This window comes from Rhizobium sp. ERR 1071 (genome assembly GCF_007828675.1).
GTDB lineage: Bacteria > Pseudomonadota > Alphaproteobacteria > Rhizobiales > Rhizobiaceae > Rhizobium > Rhizobium dioscoreae.
In genome coordinates, this window is record NZ_VITM01000007.1 from 192677 (window position 1) to 216654 (window position 23978).

Annotated in this window: 27 protein-coding genes and 2 pseudogenes; 4 read left to right on the forward strand and 25 right to left on the reverse strand. The window is 58.9% G+C overall.

The features are described from left to right. Positions 1 to 6 precede the first annotated feature (6 nt). The 11 genes from trbH to FBZ99_RS23535 are packed head-to-tail and all read right to left on the reverse strand — an operon-like array spanning position 7 to position 8841. The gene (gene trbH / locus FBZ99_RS23485; RefSeq protein WP_145635141.1) at positions 7 to 444 is read right to left on the reverse strand and encodes a conjugal transfer protein TrbH; all 438 of its coding nucleotides are present in this window, start codon (positions 442 to 444) and stop codon (positions 7 to 9) included. Positions 445 to 447: 3 nt separating this feature from the next. Beyond that, on the reverse strand, positions 448 to 1260 hold the full coding sequence (gene trbG, locus FBZ99_RS23490) for a P-type conjugative transfer protein TrbG (protein WP_145635143.1): 813 nt from the start codon (positions 1258 to 1260) through the stop codon (positions 448 to 450). Between the two features lie 16 nt (positions 1261 to 1276). Further along, positions 1277 to 1939, reverse strand: a complete 663-nt coding sequence (locus FBZ99_RS23495; RefSeq protein WP_145635146.1) for a conjugal transfer protein TrbF — start codon at positions 1937 to 1939, stop codon at positions 1277 to 1279. A gap of 18 nt (positions 1940 to 1957) precedes the next feature. Next, the gene (trbL, locus tag FBZ99_RS23500; RefSeq protein WP_145635148.1) at positions 1958 to 3145 is read right to left on the reverse strand and encodes a P-type conjugative transfer protein TrbL; all 1188 of its coding nucleotides are present in this window, start codon (positions 3143 to 3145) and stop codon (positions 1958 to 1960) included. A gap of 4 nt (positions 3146 to 3149) precedes the next feature. Next, positions 3150 to 3326 carry an entry exclusion protein TrbK gene (gene trbK, locus FBZ99_RS23505; RefSeq protein ID WP_145635150.1) on the reverse strand — a complete coding sequence of 59 codons (177 nt, stop codon included), beginning with the start codon at positions 3324 to 3326 and terminating at the stop codon, positions 3150 to 3152. Then, on the reverse strand, positions 3320 to 4123 hold the full coding sequence (gene trbJ / locus FBZ99_RS23510; protein ID WP_145635273.1) for a P-type conjugative transfer protein TrbJ: 804 nt from the start codon (positions 4121 to 4123) through the stop codon (positions 3320 to 3322). Before trbJ ends, trbK begins: the two co-directional genes overlap by 7 nt. Next, positions 4095 to 6551 (reverse strand): conjugal transfer protein TrbE, encoded by a 2457-nt coding sequence (locus FBZ99_RS23515; RefSeq protein ID WP_145635152.1) that lies wholly within the window; start codon positions 6549 to 6551, stop codon positions 4095 to 4097. Before FBZ99_RS23515 ends, trbJ begins: the two co-directional genes overlap by 29 nt. 10 nt (positions 6552 to 6561) lie before the next feature. Beyond that, on the reverse strand, positions 6562 to 6861 hold the full coding sequence (locus tag FBZ99_RS23520) for a conjugal transfer protein TrbD (protein WP_069610839.1): 300 nt from the start codon (positions 6859 to 6861) through the stop codon (positions 6562 to 6564). Further along, positions 6854 to 7237, reverse strand: coding sequence for a TrbC/VirB2 family protein (locus tag FBZ99_RS23525; RefSeq protein ID WP_145635154.1), 384 nt, complete (start codon positions 7235 to 7237; stop codon positions 6854 to 6856). The genes FBZ99_RS23520 and FBZ99_RS23525 overlap by 8 nt, the downstream gene beginning before the upstream one ends. Then, on the reverse strand, positions 7227 to 8207 hold the full coding sequence (gene trbB / locus FBZ99_RS23530; protein ID WP_145635157.1) for a P-type conjugative transfer ATPase TrbB: 981 nt from the start codon (positions 8205 to 8207) through the stop codon (positions 7227 to 7229). Before trbB ends, FBZ99_RS23525 begins: the two co-directional genes overlap by 11 nt. A 10-nt stretch (positions 8208 to 8217) precedes the next feature. Then, positions 8218 to 8841, reverse strand: a complete 624-nt coding sequence (locus FBZ99_RS23535) for an acyl-homoserine-lactone synthase (RefSeq protein WP_145635160.1) — start codon at positions 8839 to 8841, stop codon at positions 8218 to 8220. Between the two features lie 443 nt (positions 8842 to 9284). On the opposite strand from FBZ99_RS23535, the gene FBZ99_RS23540 reads away from it, so the two are divergent. Continuing rightward, positions 9285 to 9521: a hypothetical protein gene (locus FBZ99_RS23540; RefSeq protein WP_113354827.1), complete on the forward strand. Its 237-nt coding sequence runs from the start codon at positions 9285 to 9287 to the stop codon at positions 9519 to 9521. Between the two features lie 206 nt (positions 9522 to 9727). On the opposite strand, the gene FBZ99_RS23550 is transcribed toward FBZ99_RS23540, so the two are convergent. Genes FBZ99_RS23550 through FBZ99_RS23560 form a run of 3 tightly spaced genes read right to left on the reverse strand, consistent with a single transcriptional unit; the run spans position 9728 to position 11558 of the window. Continuing rightward, positions 9728 to 10903 (reverse strand): site-specific integrase, encoded by a 1176-nt coding sequence (locus FBZ99_RS23550; RefSeq protein ID WP_145635163.1) that lies wholly within the window; start codon positions 10901 to 10903, stop codon positions 9728 to 9730. Further along, a complete protein-coding gene (locus tag FBZ99_RS23555; protein WP_113354766.1) occupies positions 10900 to 11304 on the reverse strand; it encodes a type II toxin-antitoxin system VapC family toxin in 405 nt (134 codons plus the stop codon). Before FBZ99_RS23555 ends, FBZ99_RS23550 begins: the two co-directional genes overlap by 4 nt. After that, positions 11301 to 11558, reverse strand: coding sequence for a type II toxin-antitoxin system VapB family antitoxin (locus tag FBZ99_RS23560; RefSeq protein WP_145635164.1), 258 nt, complete (start codon positions 11556 to 11558; stop codon positions 11301 to 11303). The genes FBZ99_RS23555 and FBZ99_RS23560 overlap by 4 nt, the downstream gene beginning before the upstream one ends. A gap of 119 nt (positions 11559 to 11677) precedes the next feature. Between FBZ99_RS23560 and FBZ99_RS33930 the strand changes: the two are divergent. Further along, positions 11678 to 11803: pseudogene (locus tag FBZ99_RS33930) on the forward strand (WGR domain-containing protein); the annotation flags it as partial. Between the two features lie 80 nt (positions 11804 to 11883). On the opposite strand, the gene FBZ99_RS23570 reads toward FBZ99_RS33930, so the two are convergent. The 7 genes from FBZ99_RS23570 to FBZ99_RS23605 form a co-directional block, all read right to left on the reverse strand. After that, a complete protein-coding gene (locus tag FBZ99_RS23570; RefSeq protein ID WP_186450333.1) occupies positions 11884 to 12204 on the reverse strand; it encodes a DUF736 domain-containing protein in 321 nt (106 codons plus the stop codon). A gap of 685 nt (positions 12205 to 12889) precedes the next feature. Further along, positions 12890 to 13258, reverse strand: a complete 369-nt coding sequence (locus FBZ99_RS23575; RefSeq protein WP_113354768.1) for an HVO_A0114 family putative DNA-binding protein — start codon at positions 13256 to 13258, stop codon at positions 12890 to 12892. Further along, positions 13255 to 13683: a toxin-antitoxin system TumE family protein gene (locus tag FBZ99_RS23580; protein WP_442966506.1), complete on the reverse strand. Its 429-nt coding sequence runs from the start codon at positions 13681 to 13683 to the stop codon at positions 13255 to 13257. Before FBZ99_RS23580 ends, FBZ99_RS23575 begins: the two co-directional genes overlap by 4 nt. Positions 13684 to 13953: 270 nt before the next feature. Next, positions 13954 to 14187, reverse strand: coding sequence for an addiction module antidote protein (locus tag FBZ99_RS23585; RefSeq protein ID WP_246661182.1), 234 nt, complete (start codon positions 14185 to 14187; stop codon positions 13954 to 13956). A gap of 279 nt (positions 14188 to 14466) precedes the next feature. Further along, complete coding sequence (locus FBZ99_RS23595; protein WP_069610762.1) at positions 14467 to 14844, reverse strand: type II toxin-antitoxin system VapC family toxin; 378 nt, start codon at positions 14842 to 14844, stop codon at positions 14467 to 14469. Further along, complete coding sequence (locus FBZ99_RS23600) at positions 14841 to 15131, reverse strand: type II toxin-antitoxin system Phd/YefM family antitoxin (protein WP_113354770.1); 291 nt, start codon at positions 15129 to 15131, stop codon at positions 14841 to 14843. The genes FBZ99_RS23595 and FBZ99_RS23600 overlap by 4 nt, the downstream gene beginning before the upstream one ends. A gap of 417 nt (positions 15132 to 15548) precedes the next feature. Beyond that, positions 15549 to 17216: an IS66 family transposase gene (locus FBZ99_RS23605; protein WP_145635168.1), complete on the reverse strand. Its 1668-nt coding sequence runs from the start codon at positions 17214 to 17216 to the stop codon at positions 15549 to 15551. Positions 17217 to 18032: 816 nt separating this feature from the next. Between FBZ99_RS23605 and FBZ99_RS23610 the strand changes: the two genes are divergently transcribed. Together FBZ99_RS23610 and FBZ99_RS23615 are read left to right on the forward strand one after the other, a co-directional pair. Further along, on the forward strand, positions 18033 to 20396 hold the full coding sequence (locus tag FBZ99_RS23610) for an AAA family ATPase (protein WP_186450334.1): 2364 nt from the start codon (positions 18033 to 18035) through the stop codon (positions 20394 to 20396). After that, positions 20396 to 21769, forward strand: coding sequence for an McrC family protein (locus FBZ99_RS23615; protein ID WP_145635170.1), 1374 nt, complete (start codon positions 20396 to 20398; stop codon positions 21767 to 21769). The genes FBZ99_RS23610 and FBZ99_RS23615 overlap by 1 nt, the downstream gene beginning before the upstream one ends. 85 nt (positions 21770 to 21854) lie before the next feature. Here the strand turns inward: FBZ99_RS23615 and FBZ99_RS23620 are convergent, their stop codons facing one another. The 4 genes and pseudogenes from FBZ99_RS23620 to FBZ99_RS33235 all read right to left on the reverse strand — a co-directional run bounded on the left by FBZ99_RS23620 (position 21855) and on the right by FBZ99_RS33235 (position 23796). Next, positions 21855 to 22598: a hypothetical protein gene (locus FBZ99_RS23620; protein WP_145635173.1), complete on the reverse strand. Its 744-nt coding sequence runs from the start codon at positions 22596 to 22598 to the stop codon at positions 21855 to 21857. A 256-nt stretch (positions 22599 to 22854) separates the two neighbouring features. Next, positions 22855 to 23058 (reverse strand): annotated as a pseudogene (locus FBZ99_RS33615) (hypothetical protein); the annotation flags it as partial. A gap of 10 nt (positions 23059 to 23068) precedes the next feature. Beyond that, complete coding sequence (locus FBZ99_RS23625; RefSeq protein WP_145635175.1) at positions 23069 to 23488, reverse strand: hypothetical protein; 420 nt, start codon at positions 23486 to 23488, stop codon at positions 23069 to 23071. Beyond that, complete coding sequence (locus FBZ99_RS33235) at positions 23479 to 23796, reverse strand: PadR family transcriptional regulator (protein ID WP_186450335.1); 318 nt, start codon at positions 23794 to 23796, stop codon at positions 23479 to 23481. The genes FBZ99_RS23625 and FBZ99_RS33235 overlap by 10 nt, the downstream gene beginning before the upstream one ends. Positions 23797 to 23978: the final 182 nt, after the last annotated feature.

Sequence of the window (23978 nt, forward strand, 5' to 3'; positions counted from 1 at the left end):
TCTCCCTCAGTTGCGCCGCATGATCGAAAGTGGACTGGCCGGCGCGGCGCCGGATCCCGTGGGCGTATAAGCACGGCCAAGAGCGATCGAAGGCGTCGACAGGCGTGCCAAAACCTGTCCGTCGAACCGCTCGATTGCATAGGCAAGCTCAACCGGCTTGACGTCCTTCGCAACCTTGCCGTCCGTGACGACCGTGTAGCCCCACCCCTTCAGGGCCGCCTCGAGGGCGGTCGCGAACTCCGAGGTGTCGTTCTCCATTTTGATCGTCGCCACACCGGCCGGACCGATCTGCTCGGCAAGCCGGCTCGCCATGTCACCGGCAATGGCGCTTGCGGCGGGTCCGGTGACGGCGACGGGAGTTGAGCTCGTGGTCAGCGCGTCATCCGCCGTTTGGCAACCGGAAAGTAGCACGACCACGAGCAGGAATCCGAAAAGCTTGCCCATCGATCATCCTCCCCGCCGGATAGTGATCTTCTGCTGTCGCCAACCGACGCCGGAAACGAGGATCGCCTTGTCGATGGCATAGTCGACGGTCATCATGTTATTCTTCATCCGATAGTTCACGATGCGATTTTGGCCGCCGGAAACGACGAACAGTACCGGTGCGTCCTGACCCGAGATCGACTTCGGGAACTGGATGTAGGTCTTCACACCGTCCGAATAGACCCGCTTTGGCCTCCAGGGCGCGCTGCCGCTCACGGAATAGGAGAAGTTCAGCTTATCCGGCGTCGTGCCCGGAATGCCGCCTGTTTCGAGACGGGCATTGATATCCGCGAGCTTGGTCGAAACATCTTCCGGATATTCGAAGCCGACACGCGCCATGTATTGGCTGGGGTGAGACTTGAGCTGAATATGGTAGGTGCGTCGCGATGTCGTGACCACCATCGAGGTCACAAGACCAGATTCGGAAGGCTTGACGATCAGGTGGATCGCCTGGCCTCCGGTGGCCCCCGATGTCGCGGGTTCCACCTTCCAGCGCACCGTGTCGCCCACCAGCACGTCACGGACGATCTCACCACCCTGCAGCTCGATATCGCAGACCTGCAGCGGCGAACAGACGACCGAGGGCTGGGTCTCGCCGAACAGGAAGATGACCTTGCCATCCGGTCCTGTCGTGACCAGGCCAGGTGCCCCACGCCACTTCCGGGAAATATTCGTTCCCCTCACTTCATTCGTGGTCATGCTTTGCGCCTGCGCGCACGCCACAAAGGCGAGTCCGGCCATGCAGCCGGCGGCCGCGATCAATCCTCTTTTTCGCATTGAGATATCCCTATCCTTAAAGCTGAGCCGTCCAGTCGAAATCCCGGACATAGAGGCCGATGGGATTGAGGCGGATCGTCGCCTCATCCTGCGGCGCGGTAAGCGCGACCGTGGCGATGCCACGAAAGCGACGGGTCCCGGTTTCCTTGCCCTTCCGGTCCCGCTCGTATTCCGTCCAGTCGATCTGATAGGTCTGCTTCGAAAGCGCCACGATGTTGTTAACCTCGATCGCGACCGTCGAGGATCTCGCCCTCTCGAAGGGTGAATTGCCGCGGAACCAAGTGTTGATCTTCTCGGTCGACGGATCGGAGGTGCGCAGCAGGGCGTAGGTGCGGTCGATATATTGCTTCTGTACCACGGCGTCGGGCGTGATAGAACGGAAGCTCGTGACGAAGTTGCCGAGCGTCGAGCGTACCACCCGCGCATCGGCATACTCGATTTGTTCGGGGAAGCCGGCTGTTATCGCGGTTCCAAGCTTGTCGACCTCGACGATATAGGGGACAAGCTTCACTTGGGTACTCAGATACATCGCGTAGCCGAACCCGATCACGGCCATTGCCAGGCCAAGGATGCCGACGATCCGCCAAGCGGCGGCGGCTTTCACATAGGAGCCATAGCGTTCGTTCCATTCAAGACGTGCGGCGAGATACGGATTATCAGGTGCGCGGTTCGCTGCCATTTGTTCTTCCCTTGTGATTTATGATCTGTCGTTGCGTTCCGGGGGCGGCTTTGGCGCGCCGTGACCGCCACGCTGTTCATCGAGCTTCGCATTCGCAAGTCCGAGAATGGAGCCGGCATAGGCGCCGGGGGAGCCGATCGCCTTTTCCTTGGCGGCTGAGCCGGCTGCTTGCGCGCCCGAACCGAAGCTCACACCGATACCGCGAAGAGCGGCGCCAGCGACGGAAGAGCCCGCGGCTCGTGCAGCCTGGGCCGCCGCGAAGCCCGCGCCAGCCGCGCCAGCGGCGAGGAACCCGGCGCCGGTGGCGAAGGATGCCGCCTGTCCACCATGGCGGATCGTCTCCATACCGCCGCTGACGGAGGCTCCCTGGACAACACCCTGAAGGATGCTCGGTACATACATGGCGATAATGAAGACCACGACGGAAATGCCGGCGATCGCCAACGCGGTTTGGAACTGGTCGCCAACATCAGGTTCGTTCGCCAGGCCGATCAGGACTTCCGATCCGATCCTGGAGATCATCACCAGGGCCATTAGCTTCATCCCGACCGAGAAGGCGTAGACTAGATATCGGACTGCAAAATCCTTGGTAAAGGACGAACCGCCAAGACCGAGCATGATCATGCCGGCGAGGAGCCCGATATACATCTCCACCATCACGGAAACGAAAATGGCAGCGACCAGAGAAAATGCGATAACCGCGACGACCATGGCGAATGCCGCCGAGATAGCGAGCGCATTGTCCTCGAAGAGGCCGAATTGGACTTTTTCCGACATCTTCGTTGCAACTGCCAATCCGGCATTGAACACGTCAGCCGGGGAGGCCGTCCCGCCGCCGGCGCCGATCTCAAACAGACTGTCTACGACTGCTTTCGCAAAGGTTGGCCCCTGTGCCAGGACGAACGCGAAGAAGCCGACGAACATGATCCGTCGCACCAGTTCGGCGAACCAGCTATCCAGGGTGGCTGACTGGATCGCGAGCCAGACGGCGGCAATGCCGATCTCGATCGTCGCGAGGATCCAGAACAGAGATTTCGCGGCGTCCATTACGGTGGTTTCCCACCCCTTCGCAGCGGTCGTGATCTGGCTCTGAAGGGACGTCAAAACGGATCCTTCTTGAGCAAACGTAGGCTGGGTCGTCACCACCGCGAACGCGGCAATCAGCATGGCGAACCGGAGCTGATGAAGTGTCGTTGTGTGTGTCATTGGATCACCATTCGACCTTCATCTTCTCGCCGCCGGATGTCGGGTACTCCTTCGATGAGCCAAAGAACATCGCCCTGCGCTCCTGAGCCGCCTGCTTTTCGGAGATCAGCATCCAAATGCAGGCGCTGCCGAAGGCCAGAATTGATGCGGCCGCAATGAGGATTGCTTTCGTTCTCACCACTCCACCTTCATTTTCTCGCCGCCGGACGTTGATGGCGCCTTCGCACTGAAGAACTTTTCCCGACGCGCCTGAGCCAAATCCTTGTCGGTCTGCTCGGTCTGGAGCCAAGTTCCCATCATCGTCATTTGCTGTGAGACGAGACCGCGAAGCTTCTGCATCTGCGCGACTTGCTGGGCGGCGATTTCGTGGCCCACCTGTAAGGCCTTCATCTGCCCATCGGCCGTCTCCGACAACGATCTCAAGGACGACATCGTCTCCTCCTCGCTGTCGAATTGGCTGGCCGTCAGGCTCGCCGCCTTCAGGGAGCTGGCGATGGTGTCGCGGTTGGTGTTTGACCAGGACTGGTAGGTCGAGGAGAACGTCGCGTTGTCCGGCAGGCCGGTTTTGAGATCGGCATAACTCTGAAAACGCTGCTGAAGAACATCGTCGGCATTGCCCATCGAAAAGGCGATGCCCTGACCTTGGTTGACGGTACCGCGCAGCTGATTGAGATCGCTTTCAACTTGTCCCCAGATATGATCGGGAAGCCGAGCCGTGTTTTGCAGCATGTTCTGGTAGATCTTGAGCTGGTTTTCGATCTGATCCGCAAGCTGGCTGATCTGCGTCAGCTGGTTGTCGACCTGGATGCCCGAGCTCTTGAGCAGGTCCACCAATTGCGCGTTGTTGGCGAGCTGCGTCCACTCCGTCGCGGCACCGGTGGCGGTCCCCGCCCGAGCTAAAGGCGCGGTTGCGATCGACAGGGCCGCGGCCGCCAGGCAGGCGAACCATCTATTCGAACTTGAGTAGCGATGTGGCATCGTGAACTCCTCTCGATTCAAGCCAGTGGATCGGCCAGTCATGGCCATGTTCGGATTTCAGCGCGCGGATGCGCTTCAAGTCTTCCTTGCCGGAAGCGCCGACGAAGCTAAGGGCGACCGGTCCGAGCGACATGTCGAAGAGGCGTCGGCCTTCAGGCGTCGCCACGTAATATTCGCGCTTGGGGATCGCGGTGGAGACAATGTCGATCTGCCGCTCGTTAAAGCCCATTCGCTCATAGAACTCCCGCGTGCCCGGCTGTCGAGCGGAACCATTGGGAAGGCAAATCTTGGTCGGGCACGACTCCTTCAGGACGTCGATAATCCCGGACCGCTCGGCGTCCGAGATGGATTGGGTCGCGAGCACCACCGCGCAATTGGCCTTGCGCAGTACCTTCAGCCATTCGCGGATCTTGTCGCGGAACACGGGATGACCGAGCATCAGCCAGGCCTCGTCGAGCACGATCAGACTGGGAGACCCGTCCAGGCGCTTCTCGATCCGGTGGAACAGGTAGGTCAGAACCGGGACGAGGTTGCGCTCGCCCATGCTCATGAGCTGCTCGATCTCAAAGGTCTGGAAGGCGCCAAGGGTCAGCCCGTCTTCCTCGGCATCCAGGAGCTGCCCCATGGGCCCATCGACGGTGTAGTGATGCAGTGCGTCCTTTATCTCGCGCAGCTGCACGCCGCTGGCGAAATCCGAAAGCGATCGCCCAGAAGCACTCGCCATCAGTCCGATCTGACGGGAAATAGCATTACGATGATCGGGCGTGATGGTGACACCCTGGAGGCCGACCAGCATCTCGACCCATTCCGTCGCCCACGCACGGTCGGCGTCGCTTCCGAGTTCGGATAAGGGGCAGAAGGCCAGCGCCCGGTCCTTCCCTTCGGCGTCATCGCCGATCTCATAGTGATCGCCGCCGGCCGCGAGCGTCAGCGGCAAAAGCGCGCTTCCTTTGTCAAACGCGAAAATCTGAGCTTGGCCGTATCGGCGGAACTGCGCGGCGATCAGCGCCAGAAGTGTCGATTTACCCGATCCCGTCGGCCCGAAGATCAGCGTGTGGCCAACATCATCGACGTGCAGGTTGAGCCGGAACGGGGTGGATCCGCTCGCGACCTGCATCAAGGGCGGCGAATTCGGTGGGTAGAAGGGGCAGGGGGCGATCGGAGTTCCCGACCACACCGAGTTGAGCGGGATGAGGTCCGCGAGATTGCTGGTGTTGATCAGTGGTTCGCGGATGTTGCAATACCAATTGCCTGGCAGACTGCCAAGAAACGCGTCCGTCGCATTGAGCGTCTCTATCCGAGCGCCAAAACCTTCGGCCTGGATCAGCCGGCGGATCGCCTCAGCCTTTTCCTGCAGTGCCTCGCGGTCGCTGTCGAACAGCACGATGACCGGCGTGTAATAGCCATAGGCAACCAGCTGCGATGAGGCCTGTGCGATGGCATCCTCGGTCTCGGCCACCATGGCCATCGCATCCTGGTCCATCGACCGGCTTTGTGTTTGGAATATCTGGTCGAAGAATGGCCGGACTTTCTGCTGCCATTTCTTGCGCGTGCGCTCCAGCTTTTGCCGCGACTCCTCCACATCGAGAAAAATGAAGCGGGATGACCATCGATAGGTCAGCGGCATCAAGTCGAGGCTATTGAGAATGCCTGGCCAGCTCTCCGCCGGCAGACCATCGATCGCGACAACGCCTAGGAAGCGGCTTTCGACCTTTGGCGTCAGGCCATGCTCAAGCTCGGCCGTCGCGATCCAGTCGACGTACATGGGAATATCCGGAAGCCTGATCGGATGGTTCTCGCCCGTGATGCAGAATCGCACGAACTGCAGCAGGTCGTCATAGCGGGCGATCCTTTCCCTTCCCCTCTCGATCGTCTCACGGGTTTCCATTCGCCTGATCGACAATATGTTCGCGAGATACTGCTCGATTTCACGGATGGCATTCTTGAAAACAAGGAGCACCGTGTCCGCGTAAGACTTCTTCCGACTCTCTTCATCCGAATAGATATATTTGCTGAGAGCGGTCTTCCGGGACTCAAGCGGCCGGTAGGTGAGAATGAGGGCGTGCTTGCTCTCGAAATGCCCCTGATCCCGCTTGAAATGCGCCCGGCGCTCCGCGTCGATCGCGCGCGTGACCGGATCGGGGAAATGGCAGCGCTCTTCCGACGGATAATCGACCGTCGGAATGCGGATGGCCTCGACCTGGATCATCCAGCCGCTTCCAAGCCGCGAGAGGACCGCATTGATCTGCCGCGAAAGGCCGTTGCGTTCAAGATCGGTCGCGCTTTCCGAGTCCGGACCGGCGAAGTACCAGCCGGCCATTAGGCTCCCGTCCTTCAGCAGTAGAACGCCATTGTCGACGAGGCCCGCATAGGGAACCAGATCGGCGAAGGATGGACCGGTCGCGCGGAAGCGTTTGAGTGCCGCCATAGCCGTCTCCTCAATACCGGCGCCAAGGCGACGTGGTCGCCTTATAATAGGGTCTATACGAGATATGCCGGATATAGACCTGCCGCATGAATGGGTCGGACTTCGCCATCATCCTGAGAAGTCCGACGATGACGATCCAAACGGCGACTCCAAAGAGCGCGGAATAGACGGTCAGCACAACGAAGATCAGGATGACCGCGGCCAGACCGGTGAGCAGCACTAGTTCGCGGTCGGCGCCCATCAGGAGGTTCGGACGCGAGAGTGCACGGTGAATGCGGTTGCGCTGCAGGCCAGATACGGGCTCAGTCATGAGTCCTCTCCCCGTCCAAGCGTTGTCCGTTCGATGTTAGCTGCGCGTCCGGCAATCCGATCGAGGCACCGGTCGCGCCGAACAGGCCGACGATGTTGGTGGCGCCGAGCAGGATGCCGGCGACGAGGACGACATAGACCAAGCGCCGCGCGAAATCGTTGAGCTCGCCGCCGAAGATCAGCATTCCGCCAGCGATGGCCACGGCGGCCAGTGCAATGGCGCCGGCGACCGGACCGGTGATCGATTCCTGGATTTGCTGCAACGGACCTTCCCAGGGCAGGCTGCCGCCAGAACTGGCGAACGCTGGGGTGACGCTAGCAAGAGCGAAGGATGCGGCAAGCAGCGCAACGATGAAACTCAAGTTCTTACACGACATGATGTGCTTCTTCCTGTTCTTCGCTAAGTTGGTCGGATTCAATTTCATATCGGCCGTTGACGAAGCGCTCGACCTGGATGACGTCGCGAACGCGCCGCCCGCGCGCTGTCCGTTCGATGGAGATAACGAGATCGACGGCTTCGCCGATCACCTCGTTCATGGGCTGCTGGCTTGCTTCCGCCGTGAGCTGCTCAAGACGACGCAGCGCCGACAGGGCGGTGTTCGAGTGAATGGTTGCCACTCCACCCGGGTGACCGGTGTTCCATGCCTTGAGCAAGGTGAGAGCGGCACCGTCGCGGACTTCGCCGACAACAATCCGATCGGGACGCAGGCGCATGGTGCTCTTCAAGAGCCGTGCCATGTCGACAGTGTCACTGGTATGAAGAAGAACGGCGTTCTCCGCCGTACATTGGATCTCGGCCGTATCCTCCAGAATGACGAGCCGATCCTCTGGTGCGCATTTCACGATCTCGTCGATCACCGCATTCGCGAGCGTTGTCTTGCCAGACCCGGTACCACCCGAAATGATGATGTTCAGCCTGGAGGAGATCGCGCTTCGAATCGTGAAGGCCTGGTCCTGTGTCATAACGCCGGAGCACACATAATCGTTGAGCGGGATTAGACGCGAAGCGCGTCGGCGAATCGTGAAGGCAGGCTTGGCGACCACCGGCGGCAGCAGACCTTCGAACCGGTGACCGCCTATCGGTAGCTCTCCGGAGATGATGGGTTGCTCGGCGTCGACTTCGGACTGGAGAGCATGGGCAACCGTGCCGATCACCATTTCGGCGGCGGCCGACGACATCTCGCCGGCCGGAGCGATACCGTGCCCAAGCCGTTCGATGTAGAGCTTTCCGTCCGGATTGAGCATTATCTCGACGACGGTCGGATCATCTAGCGCGACGCAGAGCTGATCGCCGAGGGCTTCTTGAAGTTTGCGGACAAGCCGGGGGTGAGAGCGAAGCTGGTTCACCGATTTCTCCTTACACTGCATGGTTGCTAGGGGTGAATTCCGACTGGTAGTTGGAAGGGCGGAGCTTCTGAAACATCTCCTCATTGGCAGGTAAGATGCCGGCTACCGCCATGGTACCACCGATCTTCCTGGGTCGGCCGAGGCGCTGGAGCGGCCAATCGACACGAGCGAGGATCCGCTCGAAGCGGACGTCGGTCACCGTGACGATTTCCGAGAAGTTGTTCGCCATGCACCATTCGATGATTCCCGCGAACATGGTCAGCGTTGCTTCATGCACTGAACCCGTTTCCCTTCCCTCCTTAAGTGCGGTGTCGACGCAAAAGCGCGAGCTTTCGATCATTGCGCGGTGGGCATTTAGCCGGCCATTCGGGAGAAGCGAGGAAAAGACCTCGGTCACCATGGTCGGACCGAGGGCCGGGAGCAGCCTTGCACATCCGGCCACTTGGCCACAGGCGGAGATTGCGAGGACGTAGGTTGGCCCATGAGCGTCAAAGTCATCGGACTCGCATTCCGCGGTTACCTTGACGTCCCAACCCAGGCGACCGGAGAACACGCGGGCACGGAGTTTGTGATGCATGTGGAGGAGATGCGTCTCCTGGATCGTCCGGGGCGTCGAGAACGCGACAACTCGCATGAACTTCTCCGTCGTTGTTTCTTCCGCGGAGAAATCAGCACAGATTGGAATCGTGTGGCAGTTGTAGAATCCTACAAATTGGTAGCGGCCTGGGTCGGGTGACTTGGGAAAGATGCTGAAAGATCAATATTTCAACAGCGTTTCCGTTGAATGTGGTACCAGAGCCTGCCCGCAAATTTCGAGCCATGCGATTTGTGGCGGATTTCGCATGGGCGCGAACTGATGGCGGCCACGGTGGTCGTTCGGGCCATGCTGGGGGTGAGCAATGCAAAGGTTGCTGTTGATCGACCTCGCACCTCAAGTGTGAGTCCAAGCTGCAACAGTTTTCGACAATTGACCGCTTGGCCCAGCCGGCGCTGGATCCCTTTCCTCCGTTCGAGTTATTTCGATAGGGCAGGATGATTTGAGCGGACATGGTGGCCGTCTCATCCGAAGGACACGTCATGACGGCGCAGATTGTCGCGGCATGGGCCGCACGGAACGGTTTCGATTTGCTCGATGCATGGAGGTATCGTCGCAGTGACGATGCACGCACAATCACCATCGAGATCAAGAGGCTCTCGGTGGTGTTGATCGATGAGAGAACAGGTTCGCGCCCGCGGATCGTTTCCGCATTGTTCAAGGATCTGGTGTTCGGGAATCCGAGCAGCAAACTCGACCGGCTCCTGCTTGATCGTTGACAAGCGGGTGGCCGGGATTTCCATCTCTGTAATTGTTACGCTATTCGACCATGCGCAGCTGTGGACACTCCGAGATTACATTGAATCTCTAGGTGGTAGCTTGAAAATCATCGCCGATGTCGCCGGCAAGAAGGTCGACCTTTCCAGCATCGCTGAAAAGTCACCACACCGCTCAAAAAGGGCATAATTCTGAGTTCGGGCGGCCACTAGATTACCAACCTAGCCGCCCGTCCGTTCTTTTGCTCCGCATTGTTATAGTAACTCGCCGCCTGCGCCACGGACTTGTGTAGGGATTGCTGCATGGCTTCCTGCAAAGGAACGCCGCGATTGGCGGCTTCCGTCAGATATCCGGAGCGCAGTCCATGCGCCGAAAACAGCTCCGGATCCAAACCGGCCTGGCTGCAGCGTGTCTTCAGGATCAGATTGACCGACTGTGGCGTCAGCGCCCGCCGATCGATATTGCCCCATTGGTCGATGCGCCGGAACACCGGTCCCGCGTCGACCTTGGCCTCCATCAGCCATTGCTTGAGCGCTTCGACCGGCCGGCCGATCAAAACGACGTGCGCGCGGTCGTCGGCCGCTGTCGTCTTGGTGCGGCCGAGAGTGATGGTGAGACACGGCAGGAGAGGGGAGGCGGGATTTCGGGGATCGGCATGCACCGGCTCCTCGTCGACCAGATCCTCTACTCGCAGGTCAGCGACTTCGGAGCGCCGGCGGCCGCCGGAGGCAAAGGCGGTCAGCAACAGGGCGCGGTCGCGAAGATCGACGAGGCGGTCGCCAGCACAAGCGGCCAGCAGCTTTGCCAACACATCGCCGGTGACGGCTCGTCTGCTCTTGCGGCGGCGTTGTCGCGGCGTGGCGCGCACAGCAAGGCGCAATGCGGATTTCAGGGAAGGCGCGGCAAATGATCCCGTCAGGCCGCGCCAGCGCGTCAGGATCGACCAGGAGGTCAGGCGCCGGCGCACTGTGTCTGGCGCATGCGGGCCATCGACACGCAGCAGACCCTTGGCGCGCAATCCCATTTCGACGTCGGCCGGCATGCCGTGCGAAGAATCCTCGGCACGCTCGGCGGGATCCCAGAGATGATGGGCGACGAATTTGAGAAGCAGGCTTTCCGGCGCCGGCCAGGGGAGGGAAGCGCCGGTGGCAAGCTCGCACCAGGCTTCGAGATAGCCGAGATCGGAGGCGAGTGCGCGAAGCGTATTGGCGCCCATGCCTTCCTTGGCGAGATGCTTAAGGGTGGCGACGTCGTCATCGGTCAGCAGCGCCGCCAGCTGATCGCGGCGGGCGAAGGGCAGGATAGCATCAAGGGCGTCCAGCTCCTCGGCGCAGAGCAGCACTGGATCAGCGGGGGAGGGCCGGACGACAGCTTTGCTTGTCATTGAGTAGCCGATGCGGGATGGCACTTTACGTCCGTCCGCCCGAAATCATTCCCCTTGAAGAGGAGAGGGGCCTTTGCGATCGCGGCAACGGCGTACGAATAGCAGTCGCCTATGTTAAGGCTGGCCGGATGGCGACCTTTGCCAAACAGGTCGAAGGCCTTCTCGGCAACATAATGATGCCGCTCGCCAAAGGCCACCGCAATCACATTTGGCAAAGCGACGAGCTGTGAAATGATGATTGCAGCGTTAGGAAAGTTCTTGCCGGTGAGCACCATTCGTGCCTCAAGCAAGGTCGGCCAGCCAATGACGACATCCTCGCGGGAGACGAGCGCATGAAACCGTTCAGCTTCGGGCTCTCCCAGTGATGTAGCCACAATTACCGACGTATCGACAGCGATCACTTCGGCAAACCGTTTTCGTCGTAGAGATCACCGTGGGCGTAGGTGGTGCCGGCCGGCACGGACCGTCGGCCCTCCGCCATCAACTCCCAAAGCGTGTCGGCTGGCGTCTGTGTCGGTTTTTGCCGCAGTTCTTGGTCGTAATGCTCGAGCGCAATTTCGACGAGCTTGTTGATTGGTTGGCCGGTGCGTCTGGCCAGGGCGTGCGCCAGATCGCGTGCCTTGCTGCTGCGGATGGAAAGCCGCGGTGCGGGCATTTTGAGCACTCCTGGCGCGGATATCATGGCCCCGCAAAGATAGTGCTTTGCTGGGAAGATAGCAAGCGAACGCCTTCAGATGGCTCACTATCGATACTTGGTAAGTCTGGCTTGAGCGGCGTTGGGGCCGGATCGCCACGCACGGTCAGATAAAGCTGGAACTGATCGAGAAGGATGTCGATCCCTCGAAGCGCATCGATGCGCTGGCACCTCAGAAAACCAGACGCGGCTATCAGCCGAAATAACCCCCCGGCGGGACAGGCCTCTTTGACGTTCGACGGCAGAACGATGCCCCCGGTGGCAAGACCGGGGGAGATTTGCGGTGTCAGTCCCAAGGGATGACGGCCATCAGCTCGTCGCCATCCTGTCCGGGATAGCGGCCGAGGTTGGCGTTGAGCCTGCCGTAGCCGGTGTTGACGGAGAGGGTCAAATAGTCTCCGCCATTCTGGTTCTGCTTCTTCCAGATGCCGCCGATTTCGACGCGGCGTCCGCAAGGTGTCTTGACGAAGAGGCGATAGACCGGAGCCTTGGCGTTGGGGCTATCGAATTCCTCCCCGAAAATGTCGAAGTCGTAGGCGAGGGATGCGACATTGCCGGTGAGCGTGTTGTCCTCGTTGACGCGGATGAAGTTGACGAGATCGGTCATGGCAGTGTCTCCTTGGTTTGCGTTGCCGATGGTCACGATCAAGCGGCCGGAAGACAGTCAGCGCAAATGCCAGGGCATTTGCCGCGGGGACTGCACCCGAGGGGCAAAGCGCATGCGGAGCGGCGCCGGCTGGGAGGAATTTGTTTCGCGAGGAATGACGTCAGTCAGGGGAAATTCGTCAATGCGGCGGTTGCTGTCCGACTGGCCGGTCGCAATGAGCCATCAACTTGAGGCAACGCAATCCAGGAAGATACGTCCGGCGCTCAGGTTTCGTCTCATCTGCCTTCCATGAAGACAACGCGCCGCCGGCGCGATCGAACAACAGCCATGCCACGGATGGGTAGGGAAATTACGAAACAGCAGCGCTAAGGTTTCGGTCCACAGCCCGAAGGTGATCACCTGGGCGTGCCTACATGCTGGTATCGGCGGCATATGGAGGAAGCAGAAGCGGCAACGGCGCTGTTTGAGAAGCCGTCACTTGATAACCAAGCCGCCCGGCATTGCACCGAACGGTATGCTTCCGACGGGGATGTCTTAGTCCTGTCTGTCGTGCTCCGGGTGCGATCGGACCGATCTGGCCGAAAAGCCGGGGGCATCGCCTGCCTTCGACCTTGCGTTTCATTGCGGGCGGGCAGGGGTGCACGAGGGGAAGGGCCGAAGGGGGTTCCCCTCGCCCCAATGATGATCAAGCAGCTGCTCGCAGATCGAAATTCGCGTGGATCACCTCGTAGGGAATATGAATTTTCCCATCGTCGGTCTGTTCGATTATACCCCAATCAGACAAGGCTGACACATCGTCATGCACCCGCTTGATGTCCCGTTCGAGAGAGCGGGCAAGGCCGCGAATGCTCGACGGGCCGATCTTTTGAAGATGTTCGATCAATTCCCATCGTTTGGGTGTGATGACCGAAAAGAGCTGGGCGGGTGAGGAAAAAGTGAAGACGGCGACGGGATCAGAGGGCTTTCCCGACCGCATCGCGCTAGCCGCCCGGTCAAAGGCTTCATCAAGAGCTGCTTCGCTATCAGCTCGGATTTGGATCAAGGCTTCTTTCATGGCTTCTGCCTCCTCTTGATGATCTCCTTCCGAAAATCGGACAGGAGGGCATCGGTCGTCGTGAAGTGGTAAGGCTGCTCGTCACCGTCCAGATGGCAATGATCACCCTTACCCCGCTCATTGTCGAAACCGACGATGCGGCGACCATCCTTGCCGTAGAACAGTCGATACTTGAACAGATGCCAGCTTCCGGCAACAGGTTCAGGCACTTTCCAGATAACGATCTCGACAATCGCGCCGTCTGGCAAAACCGTTTTGGAACGTTCGATCAAGGTCGCTGCAATCGTGTTGTCATTTATGCCATCGGTTAAAACCGTTGTCAAGAATGACAACGGGCAAGATATGGAGAAGGCAAGCCGGTCGCAGCGGAGAGACGCTGCGACCGGCGACGGCTGATTACTCAGCCGCCTCGGGACGTTGATCATGTCCGTTGCATGCTAGTCGCTGTACTCATCTGCCTCGGCAGCCAGCAAACCACCCTTGCCTTCGTCCGCCTTGGAAACGGCGGGGCGGATGAGGGAGGGGAGCAAAGCCGCGCCGATGGCCCGGGCCTCGGCATAGGCTGCGGCTTCAGCGTTATGAGACGGCGGCGAAGGAAACCTTCACGCCACCTCGTAATCAAGCCGCCTTCGATGGCTCGTCCGACGACGCGAGCGACACGGAGAGTTTCACGCCGAGCGCTCTGGCGGCACCGATCAGCGTCGAAAGCTTCGGATCGCCTGCTCGCTCGGGGCTTTATAGAGCGCTTCCTGCGTTACACCTGCTTCCTTGGCAACAGCACTCATGCCGATAGAACGAGCAACATCGCCAAGCGCATGAGCGATCAGGGAGGGGTCGCCATCCTCAAAAGCCGCTTCGATATAAGCGAAGCGCTCCTCCGGCGTTTTCAGGTAATCCAGAACATCAAAGCGGGTCGTTTCTAGCACCATGTCAGATCTCCTTCGCCATTTTCTTCGCTTGGGCGATATCGCGCGTCTGCGAGGACTTGTCGCCGCCACATAAACGAATGACCAAGGTGCGGCCCGTATAGGTCAAATACAAACGATATCACGGCTTAGATTGATCGAACTGCCTGCGAAGGACCTGCCATTCCTCCCAGACATGGGAAAAATCAACATCCTTGTAGCCACGCCTCTCTTCTACAGCTTCCGCGGCGCTCGTCGGCACAGCAATGGCGGCAGCGCATAAATCTTGATCGCTATTGCCCCTTACCAGACCCGTTCGTGCAGCACCGTGTCGAAAGCCACGTCTAGCGACAAGAAGGTGCAGTGTTCCAGCCGTGTCTGGGCGGCGAGAATGCGATCCCAGGGATCGCGGTGATCCCAGTCGAAGCTTGCCGCCAGCTCGGCATGCAGATCGCTGATGGCCAGCGTCTGCAAACCGCTGGCGATGACTGCGGCGCGCAATTCCTGCGGCTTCAGGTCGAGTTTCCTCAGGCGCATCTTGTTGTCGAGCTCGTAGAAGGAGACGGCGCTGACGAGGATGGTATTGGCCTTGTCCTCGATTAGTGCCCGGGCCGTGCCGGACAGCCGGTCGCTGCCGATCGTCCACCAGTAGACGGCGTGGCTGTCGAGCAGCACCTTCACGGCTTGGGCTCGCGCTCGGCCGCTCCGCCCTGCCAGACGCCGACATCGTCGTTGAAGTCGCCGGCATCGATCACCGCCTGCTCAGTGTCGACATCGTCGAACAGGTTGTCCGGCAGGCCACGCTGGCGCAACAGGCCGAACGGGCGTTTGCCACCGTCGGCCGGGCCGATACGCGCGTAGACTTCGTTGCCGCGCATGATAACAATTTCCTCACCCTGGTTGGCTCGTTCGAGCACCTCGGCGAAATTCTTGCGTGCATCGCTGATCTTGTAGCTGGTCTGGGGCATTGTGCGCTCCGATAGTGGCTTTTGGCGCTACTGTAGCAGCGTGAATGCTCGCGTACAAGGCGTTTGTACTTATCACTATCGATACTTGCATCCTATCAATAGTGATAGGCACTGAAAAACACCGTCCGAGCAACGGAAGCAAACGTCAGCCTCAATTCAACAAGACAAAAGAACAGCGTTAATTCATATGGTTAACAAAGGAAAAATCTGCTCAATGATCGGAGTGGATTGGGTAAGTGGGGCAGATTCGATGGCCGCGCCCTCTTGGCAGGCAGCGATGCTTCGGCGCTGTTCTATCACAGTCTGTAGCAGCGGATAAGACTTGGGCAAGGTCAAGGGTGTGGAATGGTCCGGGCGGGGGAGGTCGCCGCGCACCTGGCGATGCGGTCTGGAAGCTGATTGTGGATGAAGAACCCATCAGGGCTTGGCAGTGATGAGCCCCGCCAGCGATGGGACGATTTTTCCGCGGACGCCAAGCCGATCGCCGAGATAGTGATAGAAAGACAGACCAAGCTTTTGGCACGTCTTCATCAGGCCGAGCATGGTGTCACGGGCAACACGGCCGTCGCGGCTCATCGTGCCGCCGGAGACCTTTCGCTTGATGACGAAGCTGCGCAGGTCGTTTTCCGACGCATTGGTGTTGAGCGGGATTTCCGGTCGCTCGAGCACGCGCAGCAGTTCGGCCTTGCGGCGGTGCAGTCGGACCAGCAAGGCGTCGAGTGCTTCAAAGCCGGTGTGCAGCGTAAAGATCCGGTCGAACCGTCGTCGGAAGGCCGGGACTGCCTGTGGTGAGGGATGCTGTTTCCAGGCCTTCAGCGCCTTGTAGAAGCGCCAGACGAGATCGCGAACCAGTGCAACCGATCGCACCTCCTTCGCTTTCGCCGGCATCAACTTTTGCAGAAGACGCTCGCAATGGACCCAACACAGGGCATGATTGCCAATCCGGAACTGGCCGGCATCGTCGGAGATGATCACCATGTCGCCGACAAGGCCATGATAACGGATACAGCCCCAAAGCCCGGCTTCGGTCAGCAAGCCAATCCCCTGCCTGTCGAATATCTCGACACCCTTGCTGGCCAGATGCTCCAAAAACGGTACTTCGTTACAGAAGCGTTGCGGCTCGAATGAGTGCAGTCTGGCAGCAAGATCTGGATCGGCACGACGGCCTTCCAGATAATCAAACGCGGCATCGCTGAGAACGTAATCCCGATAATTGCCGCGCAGCAAGGACAGGAAGTTCAGCCGCGATTTCGACTTGGTGGTGCGGAAGACCGTAAAGTGCTCACCGCCGATCTGGGTGGTATAAAAATTGGAATGAGCATGGCGGGCGCCGGTGTCGTCGACTGTGATGTAGGAGGACGACACCAGGCCGGCATGAAGTACTGCCGCATCCTCCGCGACAAATCCGTCCAGTCCCTTGGTCAAGAGACGCACCAGCTGGCGCTTGGAAATGTCGATGCCGATATCGTTCAGCAATGTCGTCAGTCGTCCGGTCGTCACTTGGCCTTGAGCGTGCAGCATCAGGCAAAGGCGCCTTAAGTGCACGCCGAAGCCACCCATAATCCCGGCGGGAAGAGGTGCCAGCACGGTCTTGCCATCGGGCGTGACCCAGCACTCACGTTGGTAGCGCACGAGCTCGGCCCTGACGACCAAATCGCGTACGACAAAGCTCCTGTACCCCTTGAAGCGTGAGCCGACGGGAACATTGGCGCGTAGGATCTCTTCCCGGCTCACTCGCTCCATATCCAGCTTCGGGCCGCGCGGCTTTTTCTTGGCCGCCTGTTTGTCGCCAGATTTGATATCGGTCGCCTTGTCCATGCCGGACGGGCGAAACGGCGGCCGCGGCGGCAGGCTTGTCAGCCGGGCAATCTCATCGCGCAGCAATTGGTTCTCGACCTTGAGGCGGGTGTTTTCCAGCCGAAGCTCTGCATTTTCCTCGCGGAGCGCCGCATTCTCAGCTTCCAGCTTTCCGAGGCGAACTTCAGCTTGCCCTGCCCTTTCCAGCAGCCCTGTCACCAAACTGCGCAACGCCTTTAGCGACAACGTATCGGCATGCTCAGGTGCGGGGAGCCGTCTCTTTGCCATATCGAGACGGAATCTGATTTGCTTCGCCTGCGGAATCCCCAGGCAAATGATCAACTCACCAAACGGGCACTTGTGCACAGATTTTCAAGAAGACCGCCACAGCAGCCCTCGCCATCGAATCTGCCCAATTACTGTATCCGGTAAGTGGGGCAGATTGGAGGAAAGCGCCAAATCGCAGGGCAACTGCCGCCGCTGCGGCTTTCGATATTGAATTGAATTTCACCGTCGGATCTAATCTGCGGTGCCCGAACGTAGGAGAGACCATTGTACTCGGCACATCTTGAAGACCTACGGCGGATATTGATCTTTAGGAACGGTGGAACAGGTAAAACATGGCTTGCTTGTGAAGTCGGCGCCATCATCAAACGTCCTATTGTTCATCTCGACGACTTGCGTTGGGTTCCCGGTTAGTATGGTGTCGCAAGAGACAACCAACTCGTCCTCAGCGAGGTTGTCGACGCCGGACGAGCTGAGACCTGGTTGATGGAAGGCGTATACGGCTGGCTGGCGAACGCCGTGTTGTCACGGGTAAGCGACAGGGCCTCGTAACGCTCACCAATCAACCGCTGGTGAAAAGCAGCAGAATGCAGGCTAGCCCGACAAGAGCGTTGCCGAATGCCAGACGTCAAGCCATGATGTTGATAATCAAAAATTGAGTCAAAGCAGGCCTTATTGCGGGCAGTCGCAAATAGCGCTTCCGCGGTGACGTCTTTCCTCGAGGAAATGGCGAGGGAAGCGAGGAGCGGCGTCCCAAGCCTGCAACTATTGCTATAAGATGATCGATAGTCGATTCGTGCCCTTTCAGGATCCCACAAATTGCAAACATTTTCTTCACATCACTTTGCCTTGCTCAGGGAATGGCAGGGTCGGAAATATGACCGGGACAACCCTGATCATCAGCGGGTTTATCAAGAGCTGAAAACCGCATACGACCTTACCAAGCAGTGGGCTGATGGTCTTCTTGCCGCCCTTTTTCCATCGGGAACCGTCACCTGCCGGCGGCGGCCGACCAATCAGGGAAACAATTTCGAACGGTACAATTGGGCCCGGATATATCCGACGAAAAATGCGCCTGAACGGCTGGCCTACACGGTCGGAATCGAGGCCGAAGGTTGCTTCGTGGTCAAGATCGACACTGTCCATCTCAGCGATAATGACCCAATTCGTAGAAAATATGCGGAGATGCGCGGCCCGTATGGCAACTCTTCCCACATAGTGGCGATGTTGTCGGCGGCAGATGGAGTGGACAGGCCTATCGACGATCTTGTCGCCTGGAGCGTCGGAGAGATCAACACGTTTTCTCCGGGTTACGATGAATTGGCTAAAGCGCTGGGCCTTGGATCCCTCGACGATAAGGAAATCCTTCGCCGGTTCGACGGAAAGGCCGCCTTCAAAAGTGCCCGCGCATCCTGGACGACACAGGAGACCGAACTCTTTTGCCGCCTGGCGCGGCTGGTGCATGAGCGCGACCTTGATTGGTGGCATATCGACACGGACATCGAGGTCCGGTTCGGCCGCAAAGAGCCAGGCAGCGAGCGCGCCATTGGCGTTCTCGGAACTGTTCACGGACGCGCGTCTCGGACATTAAGCCTCAGGCACGACCTAGGAGACCTGTCGAAGTTCACGCGGCAACCGGTGACGGCAGATCTCGTAACGCAGCTTGAGGCTGCCCTTTCGTCGAGCAGCGCCGTGCTCCTCGATTGGGCAGCCCCCAGCCAGGACCGCCCCGGCTATTGGCCCGATGAAGCGTCGTTTGAGAAGGCCGAGGGCGACGTCGAGAGTGCGGGCGATGACATACGGCCCTCCGCTAAGGTAAGCTCGCCATCTCCACGGAACATCATCTACTACGGCCCGCCAGGGACCGGAAAGACCTTCGCAGTTCGCCGTCTGATCGAGGCCGACTATCAGGACACGACGGCGACACACGACGCCGACGAATGGCGCAGAAACTTTATTGCGGAGAAATTCAGCGAGCTCCGGTGGTGGGAAGCGATTGCTGCGGCGCTCTACGACCTGGGTAAACCTTCGAAGGTGACCGAAATCCGGGACCACCAAATCATTCGAACGGTGGAGGCCGCGAACAACAACAACCATGTGCCGTCGACGATCTACCGTGTGCTTGCATCGCATGCGATTGCTGCGGCGCAGGGCGGGGCGCACGCGCCGATCATTTTCGAGAAAAGCGAAAACGCGCTTTGGAGTCTTGCGGGCGAATGGAACGACGCCTGCGGCGAGATCATCAAGCTCGTCGACGAGCTCCGCCGCGGTCCTCCTGCAGGCAGTGTTATCAAGCGATATGAGTTCGTCACCTTTCATCAGTCGTATGGTTACGAGGAATTCGTCGAGGGGCTGCGACCGCTCCTCGACGGGGAAGGCGAGGGGAGTGGCATCGCCTACAGGATCCGCCCGGGCGTCTTCCGCGTGCTTTGCGAGGCAGCCAAAGCCGCACCGGATCACCGTTTCGCGATCGTCATCGATGAGATCAATCGTGGCAATATCAGCAAGATCTTCGGAGAACTGATCACTCTGATCGAGGTAGACAAGCGCCGGGGCATGAAGCAGGAGATCACCGTGACTCTTCCGTATTCCGGCGACAAATTTTCTGTCCCGGCAAACGTTGACATCATTGGCACGATGAATACAGCTGACAGGTCGCTCGCCCTCCTCGATACAGCGCTGCGCCGCCGGTTCGATTTCAAGCCGGTCTATCCAGACAGCCGCGACGAAGCGGGCGCCCCGCTACAGGGTCTGCGAGTGCAAACGGAGGAAACAACGATCGATATTCCGAAGATGCTTTCAGCCATCAACGAGCGGATCGAAGCCCTCTATGATCGTGACCATACGATCGGCCACGCCTACTTCGCGCGTTTGAAGGAAAGCCCAGATGGGCTTGAGCGGTTTGAGACACTCTCGGCGATTTTCCGGGCGAATATCGTACCGCTGCTAGAGGAATATTTCTTCGAGGACTGGCAGAAGATCAGGCTCGTGCTCGGCGACAACCAGAAAGAGCCGCTGGCACAGTTCGTCGCTGAGGTCGGTGATGCGCAAGGGGAATACCAGAGGCTATTCGGCGCGAATTCATCGATAGATTCCTTTGCCGCCAAGCCCAGGTTCGCTCTTCAGCCCGGTGCGTTCTCGATGCCATCGGCTTATGTCGGCATATACAAGATCTTCCGCTAATGGCCTATCCGATCCCCGGTCGCACGCTCACGATCCACGAATTCGACATCCTGGTCGCAGAGGGCTCGGCGGGGACAGGCGAGAACGCAGCGGCGGTTGTTCCAAACCATGTTTTCGAATGGCTGCAAGAACAATGCCTGGCCCAGACGGAGGGTAAGGGAGCAAGGTGGGCGCGGCTGGCGCAGCGCGGCGGCCGGCTAGTCGTGCAGGTCACAAACTATGTTGGCGTGATCCGCGCGCCGGGTGGCGTGCAGATCGAGGTCTTGCCGAAAGTCGGCCGCGCTGGTGGTACCCACGAAAATTGGGCACGGCGCCTGCTTATCCGCATGCTCTCCTGCCTCGGTCCGTTTCGGCATATCAGGACCGCCCGCGCCGAGCTTGCTGCGGCCAGGATGTCGCTGCTCGAGGTTTTCGTGGCTGAATTCCTCGATGCGGTCTCCGCCGTTATCAAACGCGGACTCAGGGGGGCTTATGTAACACGGCAGGGCAATCTGCCGTTTCTGCGGGGCAAGCTCATGATGTCTGATCACCTCCGACACAACCTTGTTCGTGCTGACGCTTTTTTCACAGAACACGACGACTTCTCAACCGATCGCCCGGAAAACCGGCTCATCCACGCAGCGTTAAATGAAGTGATCGTTCAGTCGGTTTCGCTTGAAAATCAGCGACGGGCGCGGGAACTGCGCTTCGTCTTTTCCGATGTCCCTCCAACCGACGACGTCACCGGGGATCTCAGGAAGCTGCAGCCGGACCGGAGCATGATCCACTATGGCGAGGCACTTGCCTGGGCCGAGCTGATCCTGACCGGCTTCTCTCCTTTGACGGGCGTCGGCAACAGGTCAGCGTCGTCACTGCTCTTTCCCATGGAAACGCTTTTTGAGGCCTACGTCGCCAAACACCTCGAACATGCGATCGATCCCGCCTTGCGGCTGAAGGTTCAACCGGCGACCCATTATCTCGTCGAGTACGAGGCGGAGCAATGGTTCCGGCTGGAGCCCGATCTTGTCGTCCGGAAGGACGGCCGAAACATCGTGGTGCTTGACACCAAATGGAAGCTGCTCGACGTTATCGAAACAATGCGGAAAGATAGGTACAATCTTTCGCAAGGCGATTTCTACCAGCTCCACGCTTATGGTCACACCTACCTGGAAGGGGAGGGCGACGTGGTGCTCGTCTATCCAAAGACAGAGGCGTTCCCTCGCCCGCTCGAGCCGTTCATCTTCCCGAGCGCACAAAACCTTCGGCTTTGGGTATTGCCGTTCTGCCTCGACACCGGGACACTGGTATGTCCTGCTAACCAGCCTGATAGATCTTCCTTTCCGATGATCCTGCGAGTACACCGCGACGCTGCCTCTATTTCAGGAGCAAGATAGAGCTGTGCCCGCCGTTGTTTAGCAATCAAAAGCGAGAAATTAACCCGTATATTGCTATGGGCACGTCCGCCGAACGATGATTAGGTTAAAATCCCTCATCGTCGCCTCGCTCTGGAAAGATGCCGATTGTGCATCGGTGGTTGTGCAGTGCTGCCTTCCAGTCGTTCAAGCGCACGAGAAATTGTGAGATGTCTTCGGCGAACTCGGTCTCCTGTACATGCAGAAATCCCCGAAAACACATCCCTGCGACCCAGAGCATTCCCATGAAGAAATAGCGGAAATCGTTTGGATCATCCATCGTTTGGAAGCTGCTATATTTGATCGACCCGTCCGGCAGCTTATTTATCCGGTTAGCCAGGGCAACCGGATCCGCATGTGCGTGGCTACTGTGATCCGATCGAACTTGCCTGATCGCCAGAAAGATTGGCGGAAATGTATCGCCGGCTTTGATGCGTTTGCCGAGGAGTTTCACGGCATCGTCGCGGGCGCGGCGGCTCGTTAGATAGTCATTTTCCGAAAGCATCCCGCGAGACATCAGCAGCGAAAATAAGGCAGCATCGGTCGCAAGTCTCGTGGCCGCAAAGGCATCGCCAATGTGGTGGCGCAACATGCTATTGCAAGATTTGATCAGCTGTGTCCTGACCAAGGAGCACAATGCATAGTGCTTCGACTCTCCCGGCAGAAGCTTGTCGCTTCTATTCAAAAAGTCGAGGATCAGTTGGTCGATGCGATCGAAGAAGCCGAGTTCGTCCGTCAGGAGCGAACTGGACTCTTTAACGTTGGTCGCCTCGTCAAGGCGATATTCAAGCAATCTTGTACCGTTCACCATGTGCGCGAACTGATCACTTCAATATTATTGCCGACAGGCGTCCGAGGTAGGCCACTGCTCCTTCCGACCAATAACGGAGCACCATCCCGATGACCTGCCGCCACCAGAGCCATTTCGTGCGATTGACGCCATAGCGGGGAATCCAGATCTCGGCGGCCACCTCATCCAGGTTCTCAAGGAAGTCGGCCGCTATCGAAGCCGGCAGAAGCCTCGTTATGAGATGGCCACCTCTTCGATTTATATGGGGGAGCGGCCGATAGTTACCCTCAACTGCGATGATCGCACTTTCCAGCTTCTGCATCTGCCGGAGGAGAAGGGCCCGGGGCGGGCTCGGCTTCATGTTCCGCAGCTGACGTCCCACAGCGCGTCGCGCCCTATCATAGACAACCCGGCGTGTTGCGGGGGATGATTCCGCAAGCCCATCAACCGCCCTTCGAATTACACTCCCGAAATCCGCCACGCTCGTTCCCCTACCAAATAACTTTGCGGATACGCTCGGCCGCTAACATCACAGTGTCAAACCAATAGTAGGCCACCATGCCCCAGCAATTGCGGTGCCATAACCAGCGGGATCTTTCGTAGCCATAACGGGGAACCCAGGTCTCCGTAAATATGGTTTCAAGGTTCGTTAGGAAGTCGCCGGCGAGGCGAGCTGGCAGCAGCACAAAAAAGACATAGGTATGCGGCCGTCGCATCTGCTTCAGCTTGAGTCTCGCCTCCTTCATCTCGGCCGCCTCCCGCTCAAATTTCTCGGCAAGCTTATCCAGACGGGCCGACGTTGCCTTGAACTTTCGGTGTTCCTGGCGTGCATCGGCTAGCAATACTTCTTCGCTTCGCTGATCGCGCCAGAGCAAGCGACGAGAGAGTCTTGTCAGAAACGCTATGCCCAATTGCGGCCTCCGAAGACGATCTTGCCGCCGTAGGCATTCAAGGCTTGCGTCGCGTTCACGGCTTCGTCCAACGCCTGCCGCCCCTCGCCAGTGATGGTGAACAGGCGCCGCGCACGCTTGTCGCTTTCATCCTTCGTTTCGGAAATCATGCCCTTCTTCACCATGCGATCGAGGGCAGTATAAAGCGCAGCGAACGGCGCGACCTTTTCCTGCGTCGCCTCCATTACTCCATAGACCTTTGCGGCAGGAGCCTCCGATCCGGCCTTGATGAGTGCTAAGAGCGTCAGTTCTTCGAATTTTCCGATCACGTTGGTCTTTCCTCGCGAATCGTGACGTATGCATTGCATATAAGAGCAGGTTTGCGCTGCATATGTCAACGACTTCACAGGCGCCCCAAGCCACTTGAGCGTCGATCTTCCGGTTTGGGGGGCGATCCGGGTAGACGCGAGCCCATATAAATACTTCTTCGTTTGCCACGGAACCTCAGACT

What these genes read in the sequence shown, in the direction of transcription:
- trbH (WP_145635141.1), bottom strand. Translation starts at nt 444, where the DNA reads ATGGGCAAGCTTTTCGGATTCCTGCTCGTGGTCGTGCTACTTTCCGGT.
- trbG (WP_145635143.1), bottom strand. Translation starts at nt 1,260, where the DNA reads ATGCGAAAAAGAGGATTGATCGCGGCCGCCGGCTGCATGGCCGGACTC.
- FBZ99_RS23495 (WP_145635146.1), bottom strand. Translation starts at nt 1,939, where the DNA reads ATGGCAGCGAACCGCGCACCTGATAATCCGTATCTCGCCGCACGTCTT.
- trbL (WP_145635148.1), bottom strand. Translation starts at nt 3,145, where the DNA reads ATGACACACACAACGACACTTCATCAGCTCCGGTTCGCCATGCTGATT.
- trbJ (WP_145635273.1), bottom strand. Translation starts at nt 4,123, where the DNA reads ATGCCACATCGCTACTCAAGTTCGAATAGATGGTTCGCCTGCCTGGCG.
- FBZ99_RS23515 (WP_145635152.1), bottom strand. Translation starts at nt 6,551, where the DNA reads ATGGCGGCACTCAAACGCTTCCGCGCGACCGGTCCATCCTTCGCCGAT.
- FBZ99_RS23520 (WP_069610839.1), bottom strand. Translation starts at nt 6,861, where the DNA reads ATGACTGAGCCCGTATCTGGCCTGCAGCGCAACCGCATTCACCGTGCA.
- FBZ99_RS23525 (WP_145635154.1), bottom strand. Translation starts at nt 7,237, where the DNA reads ATGTCGTGTAAGAACTTGAGTTTCATCGTTGCGCTGCTTGCCGCATCC.
- FBZ99_RS23535 (WP_145635160.1), bottom strand. Translation starts at nt 8,841, where the DNA reads ATGCGAGTTGTCGCGTTCTCGACGCCCCGGACGATCCAGGAGACGCAT.
- FBZ99_RS23540 (WP_113354827.1), top strand. Translation starts at nt 9,285, where the DNA reads ATGACGGCGCAGATTGTCGCGGCATGGGCCGCACGGAACGGTTTCGAT.
- FBZ99_RS23550 (WP_145635163.1), bottom strand. Translation starts at nt 10,903, where the DNA reads ATGACAAGCAAAGCTGTCGTCCGGCCCTCCCCCGCTGATCCAGTGCTG.
- FBZ99_RS23560 (WP_145635164.1), bottom strand. Translation starts at nt 11,558, where the DNA reads ATGCCCGCACCGCGGCTTTCCATCCGCAGCAGCAAGGCACGCGATCTG.
- FBZ99_RS23570 (WP_186450333.1), bottom strand. Translation starts at nt 12,204, where the DNA reads ATGACCGATCTCGTCAACTTCATCCGCGTCAACGAGGACAACACGCTC.
- FBZ99_RS23575 (WP_113354768.1), bottom strand. Translation starts at nt 13,258, where the DNA reads ATGAAAGAAGCCTTGATCCAAATCCGAGCTGATAGCGAAGCAGCTCTT.
- FBZ99_RS23580 (WP_442966506.1), bottom strand. Translation starts at nt 13,683, where the DNA reads ATGATCAACGTCCCGAGGCGGCTGAGTAATCAGCCGTCGCCGGTCGCA.
- FBZ99_RS23585 (WP_246661182.1), bottom strand. Translation starts at nt 14,187, where the DNA reads ATGGTGCTAGAAACGACCCGCTTTGATGTTCTGGATTACCTGAAAACG.
- FBZ99_RS23600 (WP_113354770.1), bottom strand. Translation starts at nt 15,131, where the DNA reads ATGCCCCAGACCAGCTACAAGATCAGCGATGCACGCAAGAATTTCGCC.
- FBZ99_RS23605 (WP_145635168.1), bottom strand. Translation starts at nt 17,216, where the DNA reads ATGGCAAAGAGACGGCTCCCCGCACCTGAGCATGCCGATACGTTGTCG.
- FBZ99_RS23615 (WP_145635170.1), top strand. Translation starts at nt 20,396, where the DNA reads ATGGCCTATCCGATCCCCGGTCGCACGCTCACGATCCACGAATTCGAC.
- FBZ99_RS23620 (WP_145635173.1), bottom strand. Translation starts at nt 22,598, where the DNA reads ATGGTGAACGGTACAAGATTGCTTGAATATCGCCTTGACGAGGCGACC.